The 20,804-nt window shown below is 37.7% G+C and carries 19 protein-coding genes; 11 read left to right on the forward strand and 8 right to left on the reverse strand.

Annotated features, from left to right (window positions below; all coding sequences use genetic code 11):
* Nucleotides 1-88: 88 nt before the first annotated feature.
* The 6 genes from NBX03_RS12190 to NBX03_RS12215 form a co-directional block, all read right to left on the reverse strand.
* Nucleotides 89-1,015, reverse strand: a complete 927-nt coding sequence (locus tag NBX03_RS12190) for a DMT family transporter (protein ID WP_250228041.1) — start codon at nucleotides 1,013-1,015, stop codon at nucleotides 89-91.
* Nucleotides 1,008-2,243, reverse strand: a complete 1,236-nt coding sequence (locus NBX03_RS12195) for a competence/damage-inducible protein A (RefSeq protein ID WP_250228042.1) — start codon at nucleotides 2,241-2,243, stop codon at nucleotides 1,008-1,010. Before NBX03_RS12195 ends, NBX03_RS12190 begins: the two co-directional genes overlap by 8 nt.
* A 327-nt stretch (nucleotides 2,244-2,570) precedes the next feature.
* A complete protein-coding gene (pgsA, locus tag NBX03_RS12200) occupies nucleotides 2,571-3,107 on the reverse strand; it encodes a CDP-diacylglycerol--glycerol-3-phosphate 3-phosphatidyltransferase (RefSeq protein ID WP_250228043.1) in 537 nt (178 codons plus the stop codon).
* The gene (gene rimO / locus NBX03_RS12205; protein WP_250230275.1) at nucleotides 3,091-4,431 is read right to left on the reverse strand and encodes a 30S ribosomal protein S12 methylthiotransferase RimO; all 1,341 of its coding nucleotides are present in this window, start codon (nucleotides 4,429-4,431) and stop codon (nucleotides 3,091-3,093) included. The genes pgsA and rimO overlap by 17 nt, the downstream gene beginning before the upstream one ends.
* A gap of 145 nt (nucleotides 4,432-4,576) precedes the next feature.
* Nucleotides 4,577-7,027, reverse strand: a complete 2,451-nt coding sequence (locus NBX03_RS12210) for an FtsK/SpoIIIE family DNA translocase (protein ID WP_250228044.1) — start codon at nucleotides 7,025-7,027, stop codon at nucleotides 4,577-4,579.
* A 602-nt stretch (nucleotides 7,028-7,629) separates the two neighbouring features.
* Nucleotides 7,630-8,805: a cation diffusion facilitator family transporter gene (locus NBX03_RS12215; RefSeq protein ID WP_250228045.1), complete on the reverse strand. Its 1,176-nt coding sequence runs from the start codon at nucleotides 8,803-8,805 to the stop codon at nucleotides 7,630-7,632.
* A 513-nt stretch (nucleotides 8,806-9,318) separates the two neighbouring features.
* On the opposite strand from NBX03_RS12215, the gene NBX03_RS12220 reads away from it, so the two are divergent.
* The 3 genes from NBX03_RS12220 to NBX03_RS12230 all read left to right on the forward strand — a co-directional run bounded on the left by NBX03_RS12220 (nucleotide 9,319) and on the right by NBX03_RS12230 (nucleotide 12,261).
* On the forward strand, nucleotides 9,319-10,497 hold the full coding sequence (locus NBX03_RS12220) for a 5-(carboxyamino)imidazole ribonucleotide synthase (protein ID WP_250228046.1): 1,179 nt from the start codon (nucleotides 9,319-9,321) through the stop codon (nucleotides 10,495-10,497).
* Complete coding sequence (purE, locus tag NBX03_RS12225; protein WP_250228047.1) at nucleotides 10,490-10,999, forward strand: 5-(carboxyamino)imidazole ribonucleotide mutase; 510 nt, start codon at nucleotides 10,490-10,492, stop codon at nucleotides 10,997-10,999. Before NBX03_RS12220 ends, purE begins: the two co-directional genes overlap by 8 nt.
* An 848-nt stretch (nucleotides 11,000-11,847) precedes the next feature.
* A complete protein-coding gene (locus NBX03_RS12230; RefSeq protein WP_250228048.1) occupies nucleotides 11,848-12,261 on the forward strand; it encodes a helix-turn-helix domain-containing protein in 414 nt (137 codons plus the stop codon).
* A 131-nt stretch (nucleotides 12,262-12,392) separates the two neighbouring features.
* Here the strand turns inward: NBX03_RS12230 and NBX03_RS12235 are convergent, their stop codons facing one another.
* Nucleotides 12,393-12,911, reverse strand: a complete 519-nt coding sequence (locus tag NBX03_RS12235; protein ID WP_250228049.1) for a shikimate kinase — start codon at nucleotides 12,909-12,911, stop codon at nucleotides 12,393-12,395.
* Nucleotides 12,912-13,068: 157 nt separating this feature from the next.
* On the opposite strand from NBX03_RS12235, the gene aroE reads away from it, so the two are divergent.
* The 7 genes from aroE (at nucleotide 13,069) to sigF (ending at nucleotide 18,762) form a co-directional block, all read left to right on the forward strand.
* Nucleotides 13,069-13,884 (forward strand): shikimate dehydrogenase, encoded by an 816-nt coding sequence (gene aroE, locus NBX03_RS12240; RefSeq protein ID WP_250228050.1) that lies wholly within the window; start codon nucleotides 13,069-13,071, stop codon nucleotides 13,882-13,884.
* Between the two features lie 149 nt (nucleotides 13,885-14,033).
* Entirely contained in the window at nucleotides 14,034-14,492 is a 459-nt protein-coding gene (locus tag NBX03_RS12245; RefSeq protein WP_250228051.1) for a C-GCAxxG-C-C family (seleno)protein, read from the forward strand.
* 7 nt (nucleotides 14,493-14,499) lie between these two features.
* On the forward strand, nucleotides 14,500-15,420 hold the full coding sequence (locus NBX03_RS12250; RefSeq protein WP_250228052.1) for a TDT family transporter: 921 nt from the start codon (nucleotides 14,500-14,502) through the stop codon (nucleotides 15,418-15,420).
* A 575-nt stretch (nucleotides 15,421-15,995) separates the two neighbouring features.
* On the forward strand, nucleotides 15,996-16,736 hold the full coding sequence (locus tag NBX03_RS12255) for a cupin domain-containing protein (protein WP_250228053.1): 741 nt from the start codon (nucleotides 15,996-15,998) through the stop codon (nucleotides 16,734-16,736).
* A gap of 361 nt (nucleotides 16,737-17,097) precedes the next feature.
* Nucleotides 17,098-17,442: an anti-sigma F factor antagonist gene (gene spoIIAA, locus NBX03_RS12260; RefSeq protein WP_250228054.1), complete on the forward strand. Its 345-nt coding sequence runs from the start codon at nucleotides 17,098-17,100 to the stop codon at nucleotides 17,440-17,442.
* Nucleotide 17,443: 1 nt separating this feature from the next.
* A complete protein-coding gene (gene spoIIAB / locus NBX03_RS12265) occupies nucleotides 17,444-17,881 on the forward strand; it encodes an anti-sigma F factor (RefSeq protein WP_250228055.1) in 438 nt (145 codons plus the stop codon).
* A gap of 149 nt (nucleotides 17,882-18,030) precedes the next feature.
* Entirely contained in the window at nucleotides 18,031-18,762 is a 732-nt protein-coding gene (gene sigF / locus NBX03_RS12270; RefSeq protein WP_250228056.1) for an RNA polymerase sporulation sigma factor SigF, read from the forward strand.
* A gap of 96 nt (nucleotides 18,763-18,858) precedes the next feature.
* Here the strand turns inward: sigF and NBX03_RS12275 are convergent, their stop codons facing one another.
* Nucleotides 18,859-19,581 carry a lysophospholipid acyltransferase family protein gene (locus tag NBX03_RS12275; protein ID WP_323373233.1) on the reverse strand — a complete coding sequence of 241 codons (723 nt, stop codon included), beginning with the start codon at nucleotides 19,579-19,581 and terminating at the stop codon, nucleotides 18,859-18,861.
* A gap of 486 nt (nucleotides 19,582-20,067) precedes the next feature.
* Here NBX03_RS12275 and NBX03_RS12280 point away from each other — a divergent pair, with 486 nt between their 5' ends.
* Nucleotides 20,068-20,718, forward strand: coding sequence for a YitT family protein (locus tag NBX03_RS12280; RefSeq protein ID WP_250228057.1), 651 nt, complete (start codon nucleotides 20,068-20,070; stop codon nucleotides 20,716-20,718).
* Nucleotides 20,719-20,804: the final 86 nt, after the last annotated feature.

A 20,804-nucleotide genomic window follows, 5' to 3' on the forward strand; every position in this document is an offset into this window, starting at 1 on the left:
TGTTTTGCTTATCGCGTTTACGTATTACCAAAATGATTAATCTGCCTTTTTAGAAGAAATTACTCTTTTTATGCTTCTGTATCCTTATTTACGCTTCCCCTTCGGCAGCCTTTGGGGCATTCTCCTTTTTCCTGTCAAAAATAAAGGAAAGCTTTGTTTCCGATATGATGATAGCAGCAAAGATTATAACACAGCCTGTAAGCATTCTGCCTGTGAACTCTTCCTTAAATATAAGGGCTGAAAATATTGCACAAAATACGGATTCCAAAGAAAGCAGTATAGCGGCTTTTACGGCAGAGGTATATTTTTGCCCTATATTCTGAAAAAGAAAGCATATAAAGGTACAAAGGATTCCCATATACAAAAATGACATCGTACCCTTTAGGGTTGTCTTAGGCACATTATGAAATAAAATGGCTGAAATAAGACATATGCCAAGACTTACAATACCGCTGAAATTAATCATGGCGATGGTAAGATTTATAGGGTCGTATTTTCTGGTGTATTTTTCCGTAAAAATAAATTGCAAAGCGTAAAATACAGCACATATGAAAGTTAAAAATGCACCGAAGGAAATATCAAATCCGCTTGTAAGGGAAATAAGTCCTATCCCTGTAACGGTCATAACTGCGCTTATATTTGAAAATATATCAAGCTTTGTTCTATCCTTTAAATACTTTAAAAAAGGAATTAGTACAACATACGACGCCGTAACAAAGGCATTCACCGAAGGTGTAGAATATTTCAAGCCGAACATTTGAAATATAAAGGCACTTAGCATCATAATCCCCAGTACAGAGCCTGCTATGATTTCCTCTTTCTTCATTGAAATCAGTCTTTTGTAGAAAAATATATTAAGGCATATGGCTGCAATACCCATTCTTCCGCCGATTACCTGCATAGGCGTGTAATGAAGATCAAGGGCTATCTGGCTTGCTATAAAACCTGTTCCCCAGATAATCGCCGTTAGAAAAAGCATTGTTGAAGACATGCCTTGAGATAAACCTTTATTCATTTATAATACCTCTTCTTAATATGTCGAGCGCATTTACAGCTGTTCTCGTTCTTATTCTTTGTCTGCTCCCTTTAAATTGAAATTCATAGGAGCTTACTTTGCCTTTTATGCAAAGGCCTATATAAACAAGGCCTACAGGCTTTTCGTCGGTTCCTCCTCCGGGGCCTGCGATACCTGTTGTTGAAATACCAATATCAGCGCCTGAAGAAACGCATACGCCCTCCGCCATTTCTCTTGCGGTTTCATGGCTTACGGCGCCGTACTTTTCAAGGGTTTCAGCCTTTACGGAAAGTCTTTTTATTTTAGATTCATTGGCGTAGGTCACGACACCTTCAAGAAGAACTGCCGATGCTCCGGCACAGTCTATGAGCTTTGAAGTAACCATTCCCCCCGTGCAGGATTCTGCAACGGCAAGCTTCAGGCCCTTTTCATTCAGAAGGCGAATAATGACTTCTTCAAGGCTTGTTTCCCCTTCGCCGTAAATACTCGTTCCGAATCTTCTGTAAAGCTCGTCTATTACAGGCTGCATTATTTTTTCAGCTTCTTTTTCATCATGGGCAGAAGCGGTTATTCTAAAAAGCATTTCGGAATTTTTCGCATAAGGCGCTATGGTAGGGTTAGACTGGCTTTCTATTAAATCGCTTATAACTTCCTCTGCCTTGCTTTCCCCGACGCCTATAATGCGAATGCTTCTGGAAATATATTTATGGTCACTTTCAGCCATAAGATATTGAGCGACAAAATCCTTAAACATAGGCTCCATTTCAAAAGGAGGGCCGGGAAGCATAACAAGCCTTTTACCGTTATTTTCGATAATGCAGCCCGGAGCGGTTCCGTTATTGTTGGGTATAGCAATGGCCCCTTCGGGAAGATAAGCCTGTTTTTCATTATTTTTCGTCATTTGTCTGCCAAGGCCGTCAAAATAAGATTTAAGCTCTTCCATAGCCTTTTCGTTTAATACCATTTTTCTGCCGAAAAATTTAGCGCCTGTTTCCTTTGTTAAATCGTCCTTCGTAGGGCCAAGGCCACCGGTGGTGATTACCATATCAGCTCTTTCAAAGGCCTGCTCTAAAGCTTTATAGAGCCTATCCGGGTTATCGCCTACAACAGACTGATAATAAACGTCGATCCCCATTGCCGCAAGCTCCTTTGAAAGAAACTGGGCATTGGTATTTATAATATCTCCAAGCAAAAGCTCTGTTCCCACAGCCATAATTTCAGCTTTCATTTGTATCCTCCTATTTGTCTGCCGCCGAAAATAATTTCCGGCGAAATTTCTTAAGTCTTTTGGCAACGGTGTTGCCGGCGTGTTTTCACAAAGGGCAAATACCCTTTTCACCTATACTCGAATAAAAGTAAGACAATAGCGTTGTACATTTGCTTTGCCTTGATTTTATGCCTTCTTAGAGCCCGTTTCTTACTGCGGAAGAAAAGCAAATTTACTATATCCGCTTATTATGATGAAAAAGCACAAACTTAGAAAACAGGGGAGATTTTGTTTCAAAATGCCCTGTAAGTCCAGAAAGTGCCGGTTTAAATTACCTTAATCCAAATTTTATTTTAATACAGCTTTATTTTTATAGATATAATCCACCGCAGATAAAACTGTAAAGAATACGGAGGCCATGATTAAAATATTCCCTATAGAAAGGGCTAAATCTCCTTTAAGGCCCAAAAGAAGGTAAATTACCATAATCATCTGGGTTATGGTTTTTATTTTTCCCCACATGCTTGCGGCAATAACAATGCCTTCATCGGAAGCCACAAGGCGAAAGCCTGTGATAATAAACTCTCTTGCTATTATTACTATGACGGCAAGAGAAGGAATGTCACCCATTTCTATCATTGCTATCATGGCGGAGCATACAAGAAGCTTGTCTGCAAGAGGGTCCATGAACTTTCCGAAATTGGTAATCAGGTTATACTTTCTGGCAATATATCCGTCTAAAGCGTCTGTGGAAGATGCGATAATAAAAATACTAAGCGCTACATAACGGCTTATAGGTTCCCCCATGGGGCTTGCCAAAAGAAAGAAAAGAAAAACAGGTATCAGGCATACTCTTAAAACCGTAAGCTTATTGGGCAAATTCATAACTAATCTCTCCTATCAAATCATAATCGGAGCTTTCTTTAATCAGGATATCTTTAAAGTCCCCTGCTATTATTTCCTCGCCGCTATTGAAAAATACAAGGCCGTCTATTTCGTAGCAGTCCATATAGCTTCTTCCGCAGTATACGCCGTCCTCAACCTTTCCTTCAACGATGACTTTAAGGGTTTTCCCTATTTTTTCGCTGCATTTTTCCGCGGAAATACCCTTTTGAATTTCAAGGATAAATTCCTTGCGTTTTATTTTTTCTTCCTCTTCTATTTGGTCTTCCATAATGCTTGCAGGTGTTCCTTCTTCCTTGGAATAAGTAAATACCCCAAGCCTGTCAAACTTTATCTCCTGTACAAATTCACAGAGGCCGTTAAAGTCTTCTAATGTTTCTCCGGGGAAGCCCACAATCAAAGTAGAGCGTATCGCAATATCCGGAACCTTTGCTCTAAGCTTATGAATTACTTCTATAAGCTTCTTTCGGTTGCTCTGTCTTTTCATGCTGTTTAATATTTTATCTTCGCTGTGCTGAACAGGCATATCGATATAGTGGCATAATTTAGGGTTCCTGGCCATTTCGTCGATAAATTCGTCTGTAATATGCTCGGGATAAGCATATAATACTCTTATCCATTCAAGGCATTCTATCTCGGAAAGCTTTTTAACAAGCTCATGAAGCATGGATTTTCCATATAAATCTCTTCCGTAAAGGGCCGTATCCTGGGCCACGAGAATAATTTCTCGAACCCCCTTCATCACAAGGCCTTCCGCTTCTTTTATAAGGCTTTCCATGGTTCTTGAACGGTATTTTCCTCTTAAAGAAGGTATAGTACAGTAAGTACAGCGGTTGTCACAGCCTTCCGCTATTTTCATATAAGCAAAATAAGGCGGCGTGCTTAAAAACCGATTGATACTATTTTGTTCGTTGATGAGATTATTAATATCCGTAACAAGCTTTACCTTTTCACCGCCGAGAACAGATTTGATGACGCTTGCGATGGCTTCAAAATCTCCCGTTCCCACAACACCGTCAACTTCCGGAAGCTCGTTGAATATTTCGTCTCTATATCTTTGAGCCATACAGCCGGTTACGATAAGAGCCTTGCAGTTGCCCTCTTCCTTATACTTTCCTGCATCGATTACGCTTTCTATTCCCTCGTCGGTAGCTTCCAGTATAAATCCGCAGGTATTTACAATGATTACGTCGGCTTCCTCTTCCGCATTGGTAATGGTATATCCCTCACGGTCTATGATGCCAAGCATAACCTCGCTGTCTACTAAATTTTTGTCGCAGCCCAAAGATACAAAGGCTATTTTTATATTTCTATTGTCTGACATAGTTGTTCCTTTCCGCATTAAAGTTTAAATTTATTTCTATATTTATACAGGCTCTTCATTTATACAGGCTCTTCATTTATACAGGCTCTTCATTTATACAGGCTCTTCATTTATACAGGCTCTTCATTTATACAGGCTCTTCTTCTGTCTCATAAGGGCCGTTTTTCATTTCATTCCACTGGCTGTAGGTTATCAGAACCTTTCTCGGCTTGCTTCCGTCCTCGGGGCCTACGATGCCCTTTAGCTCCAAATCTTCAATAAGCCTTGCGGCCCTGTTATAGCCTATTCTGAACTGTCTTTGGAGCATTGAAGCCGAAGCCTTTTCTTTTAATATGACAAATTCCACAGCCTGCTCGAAAAATTCATCCGCCTCATCGTTAATTTCTAAAGTTTTAGAAGAAGACGTAATATTATCTATCATTTTCTGGTCGTACTGATGGTCGCTCATTTCCTTTAAGAATTCCACGATGGATTCTACTTCCTTATCGGAAATAAAGGCCCCTTGTATTCTCACCGGCTTATTTTTACCTACGGGGTAAAAGAGCATGTCTCCTCTTCCCAGAAGCTTCTCGGCACCAACCATATCAAGGATGGTTCTTGAATCCGTTCCCGAAGAAACAGAAAAAGCAAGTCTAGAAGGGATATTTGCCTTTATAACTCCTGTGATAACGTCAACAGAGGGCCTCTGGGTCGCTATAATCAAATGAAGGCCCGCTGCCCTTGCCATCTGGGCCAAACGGCAGATGCTGTCTTCAACCTCTCCCGGAGCCGCCATCATAAGGTCCGCAAGCTCGTCTATGATAATGATGATTTGAGGTTCCATCTGGATTTCGTCATTTTCTTCCGCAAGCTTATTATATCCCTTTAAGTCTCTTACAGCGTTCTGGGCAAATAAATCATACCGGCGGAGCATTTCCCGAACTGCCCAATTCAAAGCGCCCGCCGCCTTTTTGGGGTCTGTCACTACAGGGATTAAAAGATGGGGGATTCCGTTATAGATGCTTAATTCCACAACCTTCGGATCTACCATAATAAGCTTTACCTCTTCCGGAGAGGATTTATACAATATGCTTGCAATCAAAGTGTTGATACAAACGCTCTTTCCTGAGCCTGTAGCTCCCGCTATCAAAAGATGAGGCATTTTAGCTATGTCTGCTACAACAGCCTTTCCGGCAATATCCTTCCCAAGGCCGAAGGCAAGCTTCGACGGGAATTTCTGAAAGGCCTCGTCTTCTATAATCTCACGGAAAAATACCGTTTGGGTTTCTTTATTGGGAACCTCTATTCCCACAGCCGCCTTTCCGGGGATAGGCGCTTCTATTCTTATGCCGTTCGCCGCAAGGTTCAGGGCCAAATCATCAGCAAGGCTTGAAATACGGCTTACCTTTACCCCTTGGCCCGGGGAAAGCTCATACCTTGTTACGGTAGGGCCCTTGCTTACTTCTATAACTTTCGCTTCCACGCCAAAGCTTTTAAGGGTTTCCTCAAGCTTTTTGGAGTTTTCCAAAATCATCTGCTTAGAACTTTCCCGTCCCGTTTCCATATTCTCCTGCAAAAGAGTAATGGGCGGAAATACATATTCCTTATTTTCCCCATCGGAGGTGCTTTTAATATCCATTGCAGAATGGTCTTCCTTTGGTTTCTCCGGCATTTTTTTAGGAATTGTCTCTCTTATGGTGATTACGGGGATTTCCTCTTCCTCAGACTCCTCATGCTCTAAAAATTTATTCATAGATTCTTCTGATTTTTCTTCTATATCAAATGTTATTATTTTGCTGTCTATAACCGGCTCTTCAACAGGCTCAAACTCTGTTTTAACCGCCGCCTTGCCTCCGTCCTCGGATTTATCTCCGGGAAGAAGTATTTTAACCTCTTTTTTCGTTCTCTTATCCTCGTCTATAATAAAGTCAACTTCTCTTTTCTTCTTGTATCTGGTAGGCTTTTTTTCTTCTTCGTAATATTCCTCTTCCTCATAATAAGCATCGGCTATTTTATCCCTTACGGTTTCAAAGGATTTGGAAACGCCTTCAAAAAATGATTTTCCTGTAATTAATATAATAAATATAATAGAAAGAGCGATTAAAAGGACATAAGAAAAAATCCTTCCGAAAATACTCAATATGCAGTTTCCTAAAAGAGCGCCAAAAAGCCCTCCGTTATTTATGGAACCGGAGGTATAATTGGATTTTATATAATCCAGTGCCCCTGCATAAGTGCTTGTCTCGTCTACCTGTAAAATATGGGTAAAGCTTATAAAAATCAAAAAAAGCCCTATGCCCATGGCGATTTTATAGGTTGCTATTTCTTTTTTCTTATCAAATATTATGTATACACTTAATGCAATAATTAAAAAAGGAAGAACAAAAGCCCCGACTCCTAAAATCCCTTTTAGGAAATTTCCAATAAAATAGCCTAAAGCTCCCGAATTTGATTTGCTGAAAACGCTTAGTATCATTAGTACGCTAAAGGCAATGGCGGCTATGCTGATAATCTCTTTCACTATTAGGTCATTTACATTCTTCTTTTTACTTGTGTTCTTTCCTGAATACTTCATATTCTTTTTGTTTTTAACAGTCATTTGGCACCTTCTATCAGTTTTGCTTTAGTTTGTTGTGGAAATCTATAATACACGATTAAAAGGTTTGTGTAAAATGGTATAAGAAATTTTTATGGTCGATTGATTTTGCCGAACTTTCTCTCTGGCCAAGTATACATTCCTACATTTCGTTTCGCAAATGTATTCATGAATAAAATCAAGCTCTGCTTGATTTTATCGAACTCTTTCTCTAGTCAAGTACACATTCATACATTTCGCTTCGCAAAATGTATTCATGAATAAAATCAAGCTCTGCTTGATTTTATCGAACTCTTTCTCTAGTCAAATACACATTCATACATTTCGCTTCGCAAAATGTATTCATGAATAAAATCAAGCTCTGCTTGATTTTATCGAACTCTTTCTCTAGTCAAATACACATTCATACATTTCGCTTCGCAAAATGTATTCATAGTATACCACAAATATATTATTTTCTCATTAAATAATTTATAGCAGCGAATGAAATTTAGATTGCAAATTAATCCAAACCGCCGCTATCTAAGTTCGCACCTTAAGCAATTTTTGAAAACACCCTGGAACTTGATATTTGCATTATTTAAGCAAATTACTATGATTAAGCTCTAGGGCTCTATATATCCGTTTTCTGCATTGATGATACATCTGTAATTAGGGTTCAGATTTTTTATAACTATGGTTATCTCTTCCTTTATGCTTTCTGTTTGCTTGTTTGAATATTCATAGGGAACTACAAGGTCGAATATTACATTGGCGTCTTCTTCCAAATCGACTATTCTGAAATCATGGGCTTCAAGGGGCAAATTCTTTTCATTTATATAGGAAATAACAGCATTGCAGACACATGATACTCTGTCGTCTTCAATATCCACAGGATCCATATGAATAACAAGCTCTATGCCAAGGGCCTCCCCTATTTCTTTTTCGGCTCTGTCTATTACTCTGTGGCTTACAAGTATGGGAACATCAGAGGGAACTTCCGCATGTATCGTCGCCATGCTGTAATTAGGGCCGTAATTATGAACCACAAGGTCATGGGTGCCTGTTATGCCGTCATAGCTTTCAACAAGCTCTATTATTTTTTGTGCAAATTCTTTTGAAACAGGCTTTCCAAGCAAGCATGATAAAACCTCTTTAGATATGGAATAGCCGGAATACAGAAGAAATATGGCAACAAATACCCCTGCATATCCATCGATTTCAAACCCTGTGAAATAGGCAACAAATATGGAAATAACTGTCGCCGTCGTAATAAATACATCATTTATGCTGTCCTGGGCTGTGGCGAGCATAGCAGGAGAATCGATTTTTCTTCCAATTTTTTTGTTAAATACTGAAAGCCAAAGCTTCACCGCTATCGTAAAAAACAAAAAAACGATGGAAATTAAATTAAAAACGATTTCTTCGGGATTAAATATTTTTGTAACAGATGTTTTTAGAAATTCATATCCAAGCAAAAGAATAATAAATGAGACTATAAAAGCAGAAATATATTCTATTCTTCCATGCCCGAAGGGATGCTCGGCATCGGCAGGCTTATTCGCCATTTTAAAGCCGATGAGGGTTATTATGGAACTTCCGGCATCTGAAAGATTATTAAAGCTATCTGCCATTACCGCAACTGATGAAATCATGATTCCTATAATAAGCTTTATTAAAAACAAAACTGTATTGCATATAATCCCCGTAAGACTTACAACAACTCCGTAGCTTTCTCTTACACTGGATTTTTCTATACTTTCGTAATCCCTTATAAAGGTACGAACAATTATTTCAGTCATATAAAACTCCTTTTTACAAATCCAATATCACAATTACTTATATCTTATAAAATACCACTATCGTATACCATAAGTATAGGTTTGACAAATATATTTCCTTCCCAGAAGGTCTCTTTAGTCAAATGTACATTCATACATTTTGCTTCGCAAAATATATTCATGACTAAAATCAAGCTTCCCTTGAGTCTAAGGGCAATGTCTCTTTAGTCAAATATACATTCATACATTTTCCTTCGCAAAATATATTCATGACTAAAATCAAGCTTCGCTTGATTTTAGTCACATTATACCATAATTATTTATCTTTGTAATAGGATAACAAAGCTAAAATATATTTTATGCTGTGTGTGCTTCTTAAATATAGCCCTGTTTTAATAATTATGAACTGCCTGTAATTAAAACTATAGGTTTGTTATCAAAGATGCCTATAAGCATCATTTTTACTGTAATCTTGCAAAATTAAGAACTTTGTTTTATATTATTAGGTAAAAGAATTCTCATGGGGGAAATACCTTGAAAAAAGACATATCAAATACAACAATTGGTTTAATTGGCGGCGGCCAACTGGGCAAAATGATGATAATGGAAGCTAAAAAAATGGGCTTTAAGGTCATTGTTCTTGACCCGGCGAAGGATTGTCCTGCCCATAGCATATGTAACGAGCATATTCCTTTATCTCTTAACGATGAATCTGCTATAAGGATTTTAAGCGAAAAATGCGATATAATAACATATGAGTTCGAGCATATCAATGTAGATGCGCTGCTTAAGCTTGAGGAAGAAAATGTTAAAATATACCCTTCCCCTAAAAGTCTTAAAACCATTCAAAATAAGTATACTCAAAAAGCGGCCCTTTTAGATGCCGATATACCCGTTCCCGATTTTATATATGTCGAAAACTTTGAAAGCCTTGAAGAAGCCGGAAGAAAATTCGGTTATCCTTTTATTTTAAAAACATGTACCGGCGGATATGACGGAAAGGGTAATTTTGTAGTAAATTCTTCTGATGATTTAGAAGAAGCCTATCATTATCTTGGAGGAAGCAAAGCCGGATTATTGGCCGAAAATTTCGTTAATTTCAATATGGAGGTTTCCGTCATTGCATGCAGAGGGATTGACGGCAGCCTTTCTGTTTTTCCTGTGGCAAAAAATACCCATGTAAACAATATATTGGAAGAAACCCTTGCACCGGCTCCCGTAGATAAAAACATTTCCGACAGAGCAATGAATATTGCAGGCAAAGCCCTTAATCTCTTGGAAGGAGTTGGGATATTCTGTATAGAAATGTTCATTACCGAAAGCGGAGAGGTTCTTGTAAACGAAATAGCCCCAAGGCCCCACAACTCCGGTCATTATACCATCGAGGCCTGCGCAACAAGCCAATTTGAACAGCACATCCGTGCAATAACAGGCTTGCCTTTGGGAGATTCAAGCCTTATACGGCCTGCCGCTATGAGAAATCTCTTAGGAGAGCCGGGCTTTTCAGGACCAGCTGTCGTAAAGGGTATGGAAGATGCCCTTAAAGTAAAAGGTGCAAAGGTACATATTTACGGAAAGGCTCAAACAAAGCCCCATAGAAAGATGGGTCATGTGACTGTATGCGCTGAAACCCTTTCAGAGGCTGCCGAGCTTTGCAAGAAAGCTAAGAATCTGATTAGGATTGTATCCGAAAAGGAGGATAATTATGAATAAAGTGGGCATAATTATGGGAAGCGATTCCGATCTTCCCGTTATGAAAAGCTGTGCCGAATTTTTTGACCGTATGGGTGTAGATTACGAAATAGACATCGTATCTGCCCATAGAACTCCTGATAAGATGTACGAATATGCAAAAAGCGCCAAGCATAGAGGCATCGGAGTAATTATAGCCGGGGCCGGCGGGGCCGCGCACCTGCCAGGTATGGTCGCATCTCTTACTTCTGTTCCCGTAATTGGCGTTCCCGTAAAAACCGCATCTCTAAGCGGTGTAGATTCCTTATATTCTATCGTTCAGATGCCGGGAGGAATCCCCGTGGCAACGGTTGCAATAAACGGAGGGCTTAACGCGGCAATCCTTGCCGCTGAGATACTTGCCATTTCAGACGGCCTCCTTTATTCAAAACTTGAAGAATATAAAAAAGACCTTAAAGAAACGGTAGAAAAAAAATCTGAATCTCTTAAAGAAAAAGGCTATATAAAATATTTGGAATCATAATTATTTTTTAAATCCGCTTCAATAATATAGTCAATTTGTTTTTATGACTTTATAAATATTTGGCTGCGAGGGCATAAAATAAGAGAAAAGCAAATCGACAATGTAACTATTTCATGTGAATTCAGGTTCAAAAGCATTTGAACATACTTGCGACTATTTTAATAATACACCATATCCATAAACCTAAGCTTTAGCCGTAATTTAGAAGATTTCCGCCCACAAATATCGGAGGAAATCCCAAGGGGAAACCTGCTTTTAAAATCAATAGCTAAAGAGCCGCTCTATATAAAAAGGCTTATATTGAAAGGCTTTCCTATAAAGCTATAACCCTGCTGACACACTTTAAAATACTTTTAATATGGCTTTATATTGTTTACCTTATTGAGTCCTTATGGTAATATATTATTATACGTTTAGTATATATTTAAGTTATTTATTTAAGCTTATTTGCAATTTCCCCGTTCTCCCGTTTCTGATGATAATTTCAGTTTTATTAAATTATGCTTACATTACAACTTATTTGCATGATAAAAAATTAAATTTGGTTATAATAATAGTAAATCAAAAATACTTTAAGGAAGCTAAATTTTTGGAAGATCAGCTTAGAATCTAATTTTTATTAAAATTCTGCCTACTTAAAATTCGTTCCTTTAATGTTTTCGCTGATTTCTTAGCGAATTATCCAATATAAGCCTTTATAGAATATCGGAAGCAGATTTTCTCTCATGTTTTTTCATAAGCTTCCATTCATACCTTAATAATTAAATAATGCTCAGCACTATATTTATAATATTAGTTTAACGATTATATTTTGAAAGTTAATTATACTTAAAACGGGAGAGATGCATATGCCATCATACAAAAAAATAATTGGTGCAAATATAAAGCGGGAAAGAATCTCCAGAGATATGTCTGTTGATGAGCTTGCAAAAATGCTTAAGCTTTCTTCTGCTTTTATCGGTTTGATTGAACGAGGCCAAAGGGGGGCAAAGCTTGAGAATTTAATAAAAATAGCTGATATTTTCGGCATAACGGTTAATGACCTGATTTATAACCAAAGTGTTTCTGGAAAAACCGAAGTTGCCGAACCTAAATACAAAAGCAGCGCTGACTCCAAGCGCTCGGCCATATCAAGCCTTTTATTTGATTTTGATGAAAGTGAATTGGATTTTCTTATATCAACCATTAGGAATTTAAAAACCCTTCGCAATGAAGCAAAGGATTATTCAGAAATGGATTTGGAAGAAGATCTTGAGAAATAGCATTCATGTTTAAATATGATACCATAAGCGTAAGCTTATTCATATTACACTTGAGCCGTTATTATATGCAAATAAGCCCATCCGCCTGGAGGGCTTATTTTATATTTCCTTACTATGTTAAAATATTATGATTATAAAATTTTATTCTTCTTCGCTTCATTTATTATGGCAGCTGCAATTTCATCTATAGTCTTATAATCCGTTTCTATTTCTATATCTGCCGATTTAATGTATAAAGGTCTTCTAAGACACATCATTTCCTCTATATCTTCTATCTTTTTGCCTTTTAATAAAGGCCTTTCATTGTTTTTAGAGGCTCTTTCAAAAACCGTTCGGGGCTTTGCAGACAAAAGAACAACAAAACCTCTTTCTTTCATCATTAAAACATTCTCCTGCCTTATTACGGCCCCGCCGCCGCAAGAGATTATATTTCCCTTTTCACTTAAAGCCTCTTTAAGCACAAGGCTTTCCATATCCCTGAAATAGTCTTCTCCGTATATTTTAAATATATCTTTTATGCTCATTTTGCTTCTTTCGGAAATAATATCGTCCATCTCAATTGTTTTCCTTTGAAGTATTTCTCCAAGCCTTTTGGCAACAGATGTTTTGCCGCAAGCCATATATCCTATTAAAACGATGTTTTCTTTCAATTTATCACTCCGTGCAATCATCATGGGTTTTTGATTATTTATTTACCGAATTACATATTTGAAATTTTATCAGCTTTCATGTAATATGTAAACAAGAATTGTTATATTAATTAGTTCCATTTAACTACAATGCTTATTAATTTTTCAGGAGGAAATTATGAAACTCTACGCTTTAATCGGTGAAAAGCTCGGCCATTCCCTTTCTTGTGAAATCCATAATTATATATTTCAAAAACTGTCTTTAAATGCAAACTACTGCCTGATGCCAATACTTAAAGAAAATATCCCCAATACAATTTCTTCTCTTAAAACATTAGGCTACAGCGGCATAAACATAACCATACCTTATAAAGAAAGCATTACTCCTTATCTTGATGAAATATCTAAAGAAGCAAAGGCCATAGGCTCTGTCAATACCGTTAAGTTTACCGGCAATAAAGCCATAGGCTTTAATACGGATTATTTCGGCTTTGGTGCAATGGTTGAAAGAGCCGGAGTGACCATAGAAGGAAAAAAGATATTGATTTTAGGAAGCGGAGGCGCCGCAAAAGCACTGATTGCTTATATTATTGATAATAAAGCTAAGTCTGTTACTGTGGCCGCAAGAAACCCGGAAAAGGCAGGCGCCTTAAAAGTGCTTTTTCCCTTCTTAGAAATAATTCCCTATGATGCTATTGATGCTATAAAAGGGGACTTGCTTATAAACGCCACTCCCATTGGAATGTATCCCAATATAGACGGCTCACCGGCCGATAAAAATATTCTGTCTAATTTTTCCGCATGTGCAGATATTGTCTATAATCCTCTTGAAACAAAATTCCTGAAAACCGCAAAAAGCTGCGGCTGTAAAACCATCAATGGCCTTTATATGCTTATAGGGCAAGCCTTAAAAGCTCAGGAAATATTTCAGGAAACTTCTATTGATAAAAACATAGGAGAAGAAATATACGATTATCTGAAAATCAGATTTTGATTTATACATAAATTCAACTCTTTCCATTATGAAAGTTTATATTTAAAATTCATTATATCGTATATTAAAATGCCTCCTTTATTGACAATATCTCCTGTGAAACCCTATACTTATCTGGCAACAATTATTTATAAATGGGGGTATTGAATATGACAGATAAAATCGATATTCAAAAAGTAAAATCAGACGCCGAAGAAAATTTCAGATGCGGTAATTTTTATTGCTCAGAATCAATCATTTCTTCCATAAGAAAAAATATTGACCCAGATATGCCGGAGGCTTTTATTGCAGCGGCATCTGGCTTTCCTATTGGCGTGGGGCGTTCAAAATGCATGTGCGGAGCAATATCAGGGGCAATTATCGGCCTTGGATATTTCTTCGGAAGAACAGAAGGCAAGGACCCAAAAGTAAATAAGACTCTTGAACTTGCCAATGAAATTCAAATGAGCTTTCAGGAAAAGCATAAGGTTTCCTGCTGTAAAATTTTAACAAAGGGTATGGATATGGCCTCTGGAGAGCATAAAGCTCAATGTATTCAGTTTACAGGGGAAATGGCTGAAAAGGTTGCTGAGGTAATAGCAAGAGAGCTTAATATAGAAACTGTATAGGTGGCGTATGAATAGAATAATCAAACGGACATTTTTACCCATGTCGGGCATGGCTCTGGGCTTTGCAGCATTAGGGAATGCTTCCGCTGCCATGTTCCCTTTTCTTAAACCCATATGCGGCATTATATCTGCCGTACTTATGGTATTGATAATAATAAAGATTTTTTCTGATTTAAAAGGCTTCATGGAGGAGCTAAAAAATCCCATTGTGGTCACAAGCTTCGCAACCTTTGATATGGCTCTTATGGTTTTATGCACCTATACGGCGGCGTCTTTGAATCAGCTTTCTTTTATCCTATGGTGTTTAGGCATCATAATGCATTTTATCATTTTAGCTTATGTTACATATGCATTTATACTTAAATTTGATATTAAAAAGATATTTGCAAGCTTTTTTATCGTATATGTAGGATTTGTTGTAGCTTCAGTAACGGCTCCTGCCTTTTCTATGCAAGGCATAGGACAGATACTCTTTTACATAGGCCTTTTACTTTACGCAGTTTCTCTTCCTGTAATACTTTACCGTATATTTAAAACAGACGGCATACCTGAACCTGCAAGGCCTACAAACGCCATTGTAGCCGCCCCTGCAAGCCTTTTATTGGCAGGCTATCTGAATAGCTTTCCTGCCGTAAACGGCACCTTGACGGCAATACTTCTTGCAGTTGCTTTAATAATGACTTTAATGGGATATTATTTTTTTATAAAGACCAACGGGAAGAATTTTTTCCCAAGCTATGCAGCTTACACCTTCCCATTTGTTATAAGCGCCCTTGCCCTTAACAGAACTGCGGCTTATGCCGTAAATGCTTCCTGGGGTATTGCCGGGTTTCTTGGAATTCTAGGGAAAATTGAGCTTCTTATAGCCATCGCTTCCTGTTTTTATGTTTTAATACGATATTTATCCAAATACGCTTCAAAAGAATAAAATTAAAGGCTATGACGCATGAAAACTGCATTATAGCCTTTTGTTATAGTAAATTTCACACAAGGATGTACTAAAAATCTATTTTTCACAAACGGCTTAAACATATAAAACTCCCTATGTTCAAGCCATTCAAAACATACGATTTTTATTACTGTTTAATTTGAAATTTACTATAATCATATAAAGGTATACTCATAAGCTTGATTTTTATTTACAGTATATTTCTTTTAAAGAAGTAACAAAATCCTATTCACTAAAGGCTAAAAGCACAAGCTTTTTCTGAAAATGGTACATTTTGAACTATTCCCAATATACAGTTTTTGTTACTTATAGCCGAATTACCTTGAACCCAAAGTAACAAAGTGCTGCAAAATATCAGAGGATATTTTGTGGTTTAAGCGATAGGCACTTCGGACTGAAATGAATTCCACTATATGCATATATTTAATCGATTCTATACATACATCGCAGAATAAACTATCAGAATGTTGCTATTGCAACAGATTTATCTTTTCAAATAGAGTATCCTTATAGATAGTTAGCTAATTCAAATCATAAGGAGATGATAAAAGCTTATGAAAAACGAATCAGGGAACAGTTTTAAATTTAAAGGTATCGCTGCGGGCGCAAAACAGCTTGTTTCAGATTTTCTTCCCTTATGCCCCCATCAGGTAATAAGCCATCAGCTCATAAGCCGCGAAAGCGTATCTGTTACAGGCTTTTTCTTCGACAAAGAAGAAGGTATAAGCACAGATATTCAGCACCAGGACATCTTATATATTGTTCATAAAGGCAGCGCAAAAATAACAGTTCAGAAGAAGCCCCTTATCCTTGGAGAAGGCGAATGCATCTTTGTTCCTTCGGGATATGCCCATTCCATTGATGCAGAATCAGCCTTATGGCTCATACAAATATCGGCGGGAGACATGCCGGAAAAAGATACTGAAAGTAGAGGTTCAGCCATGGAAAAGAAAGACTATATTAAAAATATCGAAAAAGCACAAATCAAAGTATTATCAGACCTTGTAGGCTATCACGCAGGAAAGGTATCAAGCCTTACGCTGATTCAAAGGGATATTTTTACAACCACTGTTATGGCTATGGATAAAGGCACAGGCGTAGGCCCCCATATCTGCGAAGGAGACGCCATGGTAATTGCCCTTGACGGGGAAGGCGACGTAATGATCGGCGATGAGCATCATACAATCAAAAAAGGCGAGTGTATCGTAATGCCAGCAGATATTCCTCATGCCGTAAGAGGAGAAAACCATCAATTCAAAATGCTTCTTATTGTATCTAAGCCGGAGATAAATTAGTTTAATAAAATATTCTACAAATACACATTTACTGACTTTTAAATGTTTTACCTTCAGGTATAAACCGCGACAATAATTATAATTTAAATTACTGGCATAGCGTTCGCCAATTTAATTGCCTTATTAATTAAGCCCACAGTGCTAATAGTTTCTACCTCCCTCCTAAGCCTTCTTAATCGAAGGCTTTTTCAATGCAAATATTCCCTTAAAAAAGCACTTATATTTAAAAAACCTCCGACTTTCACATTCATTTTCTATAAATTTTTTAAATGGCTTGATTTTTTATAAAAAATTATATATCATATTAGTGTATTTACATTTTATGGAATTTATTCTAAAATTATGAAGAGGAGGACTCCTATTGGATATTGCAACCAAGACGGTCAACCGCAACCTAATCGTAAATATCACTGGAGACATAGACCATCACAGCTCCGATGAAATAAGGAATAAAATAGACAAGGATATTAAACGCAATAATATTAAAAACATTATTTTTGATTTTTCCAACGTAAGCTTTATGGACAGCTCCGGCATCGGAGTAATTATCGGAAGGTACAAGCTTGTTGAAAAGCAGGGCGGCCAGGTAATAGCATGCTGTATTGACGGGAATATAAAGCGTATATTTGATGTTTCCGGCCTTAGCTCCATTTTAAAGACATATAAAAGCTGCGCTCTTGCATTAGAAGCCTTAGGAGGGAAGTAATATGTTATATGAAAATGAAATGACTCTCATTATGGCAAGCTGTTCAAGGAACGAAGCCTTTGCCAGAGTTTCTGTAGCCGCATTTATCGCCCAGCTTGACCCGAACCTTTCCGACCTTTCGGATATTAAAACGGCAGTTTCAGAGGCCGTTACAAATTCTATCATCCACGGATATGAAGGCAGAACCGATGGCTTCGTTACCTTAATATGCAAATATAAAGGGGACGAAGTCTACATAGAGGTTTCCGACGAAGGGCGGGGTATTGAAAATGTAGAAGAAGCCCGCAGACCCCTTTATACCTCAAAGCCGGAAATGGAGCGCTCTGGAATGGGTTTTACCGTCATGGAAACCTTCATGGATAGTCTTGAGGTAATTTCTACTCCGGGAAAGGGCACAAAAATAATAATGACTAAAAAAATATCCCTTGGCAGTGTTTGAAAATAAACAAGCCATAAGCATTTAGATTTTCAGACAGGCCGTATATATGGAAAGGAATTAAAGACGTAAATAGATTCCGATGCTTTTTAAACAATTGCCGTCTTTCTATTAACTTTTCATAGCTCAAAGATAAAAAAGGAGTTGGGGGTATGGATCGAGCCATAGAGCTTGTAAAAAAAGCCCAGGCAGGGGACGAAAGCGCAACCCAGATGCTCATAGAAGAAAATATGGGCCTCATATGGTCCGTTGTAAAGCGCTTTACGGGAAGAGGCTATGACCAAGAGGACCTTTTCCAAATAGGTTCCATGGGGCTTTTAAAATGCATACAGAAATTTGATACATCTTACGACGTGAAATTTTCCACTTATGCCGTTCCCATGATCATGGGAGAAATTAAACGCTTTTTAAGAGATGACGGGATGATAAAAATTTCAAGGCCCCTTAAGGAAATGGCTGTAAAAGCAAGATATATGCAGGATGAGCTTACGAAGAAAAGCGGGCGCTCCCCTACGATATCAGAGCTTGCGGCAGCTCTTGAGGTAGAGCGTGAAGAGCTTGTCATGGCTTTAGACGCAAGCCGCGAAGTGGAAAGCCTTTATGCAACCGTATATCAGGGAGACTCTACTCCCGTTTATTTAATAGATAAGCTTGACGTAAGCGAAGATAAAAGTAATGAAACAATAGATATCATAGCGCTTAAAGAGGTCGTAGGAAAGCTTGCCCCAAGGGATCGGCAAATCATCATTCTTCGCTATTTTGAAGAAAAAACCCAGTCGGAAATAGCAAAGGAGCTTGGCGTATCCCAGGTACAGATCTCCCGTATAGAAAAGAAAATAATCCAAAAAATAAGGGAAAGCCTGCAATGGGGCAAAGAACCGTAAGGAGGGTATATTGGAAATCAATATACCCTCCTTAATTACATTAGTATAACAACCGATTTTTAAAATCCTTTTCTGCATCTTCGTCGAAGCATTGCCCTACGCTTTAAGCTTACTTTCTATAATTTCTTTAACTTTTTCTGGAAGCGCTGTAAGCTCTTCTTTTGAAAGCGCATTTACGTAAATGGGCTTATGTATTGTTACGTTTACATCTGCAGGCTTAATTTTATTGTTATTTTCTTCCATGATTTTATAGGTTCCGTCAATGGTAACCGGCACAATGGGAACCCCTGATTTTGTGGCAAGCTTAAAGCTTCCCGCTTTAAATTCACCTAAGGTATTTCCTTTGCTCCTCGTTCCCTCCGGAAAAACAACCATGGAATATCCGCTTTTTAAAATTTCTATTCCTTCCAAAATGGCCTTTGCCGATTTTTTTATATCAGACCTATCCATGAATACACATCTTAATTCCGTCATCCAGTCTCTTAAAAGAGGAATTTTAAGCATTTCAGTTTTTGCAATAAAACCCTTATCCTTATTGATACAGGCTATAAATACGGCGATATCAAAATTGCTTTGATGGTTGCTTACGAATAAAACATGCTCTTTCGGTATATTCTCTTCCCCGGCTACTTTTATTCTTGCGCCGGAATTTCTTATTTGCTTTTTCGCCCATTTTACGACTACTTTATTTATGAGAGCCTCATATTCTCTTTGTTCCATATTGTTCTTTTGCTTTCTTACTTTGTTCAATTCAGGAGTTTTGAATAAAAGGCTTACGGCAAAATAAACATACCAGTAAACAGTTCTCAATATTGTCATAAAAAATACCCCCTGTTATAATAGCTTTCCAGTGCATAAATAAAAAATTCATCTTACTATATTAACATGGTTTATGCATGGTTTACAATACCCCTGATTTGCCTAAGAAACGTAATTATGATATACTTATAAAATCAGTAGGTATTAAAACTGTTTAAGCGTTAGCCATGTACAGTCAATTTGCTTTATAACCCTGTAAGGATTGCTTTAAAGGGCATAAAATAAGAGAAAGGCAAAAATGGCTCAGAATTTTCGCTTCATGAAAATCATATTTTGTATGTTTGGATATTTTTCTGATTCTGTCTTCGAGCCGAAGGATTTTTCCGTTCCAATTGACTATGCTGCTGTTTTATATGAATTCAGTTATATTATTTAAATTTCTTAATACTGTATTTTATAAGAAAATCTTGAAATATCGAACCCTCCCTGAGTCATGATAAGCGCTTATCTATTTTTATAGACCCGTGATGAAAAGGAGTTGTTACAATGAAATCCCCAGGAAAGGGACGTTTAAAGGCCCTTTACCCTTATTTTGTAATTGCCTTGGGAACCGCAATCTCAACCTTCGGCATACGCAATATTCATTCAAGAACCCATATTACAGAGGGCGGCGTTTTAGGCATGGTACTTCTGCTGAATTACTGGCTTAAAATTTCCCCGTCGATTGTAACATTGATTCTTGACGGAATATGCTATGCGATGGGCTTTAAATATCTCGGAGGCAAATTTTTAAAACTTTCGCTTTTTGCTACATGCTCCGTATCATTTTTCTACTGGTTTTACGCCTTATTTCCTTATGCTTTGCCGGACTTATCGGGCAATCCCCTACTGGCTTCTATTTTAGGCGGATTATTTATCGGTGTAGGAATCGGCCTTGTGGTTCGCACAGGGGCCGCCGCCGGCGGTGATGATGCTTTAGCGCTTATTATAAGCCATTTGACAAAATGCCCTATATCAAGAGCCTACCTTGCAACAGACCTGATTGTTCTTGTTTTAAGCTTAAGCTATATTCCTTTTGGGAAAATTATATTCTCTTTGATAACAGTTACTGTTTCTTCATTGGTAATCGGTGTTGTAGATAATCTTGGAAAGCAGAAAGCCAAAGAAATAAAAAATATCGCAGAGCAGGCAGTATAGTTATATTCAACATGATATTAAATAAAATAGTTTAAATCATGACCACCCTTAAAAGGGTGGTTTGAGCTAGGCCTGTAAGGCCTTGT

The sequence above is a fragment of the Anaeropeptidivorans aminofermentans genome, from assembly GCF_940670685.1.
GTDB classification, from domain to species: domain Bacteria; phylum Bacillota; class Clostridia; order Lachnospirales; family UBA5962; genus Anaeropeptidivorans; species Anaeropeptidivorans aminofermentans.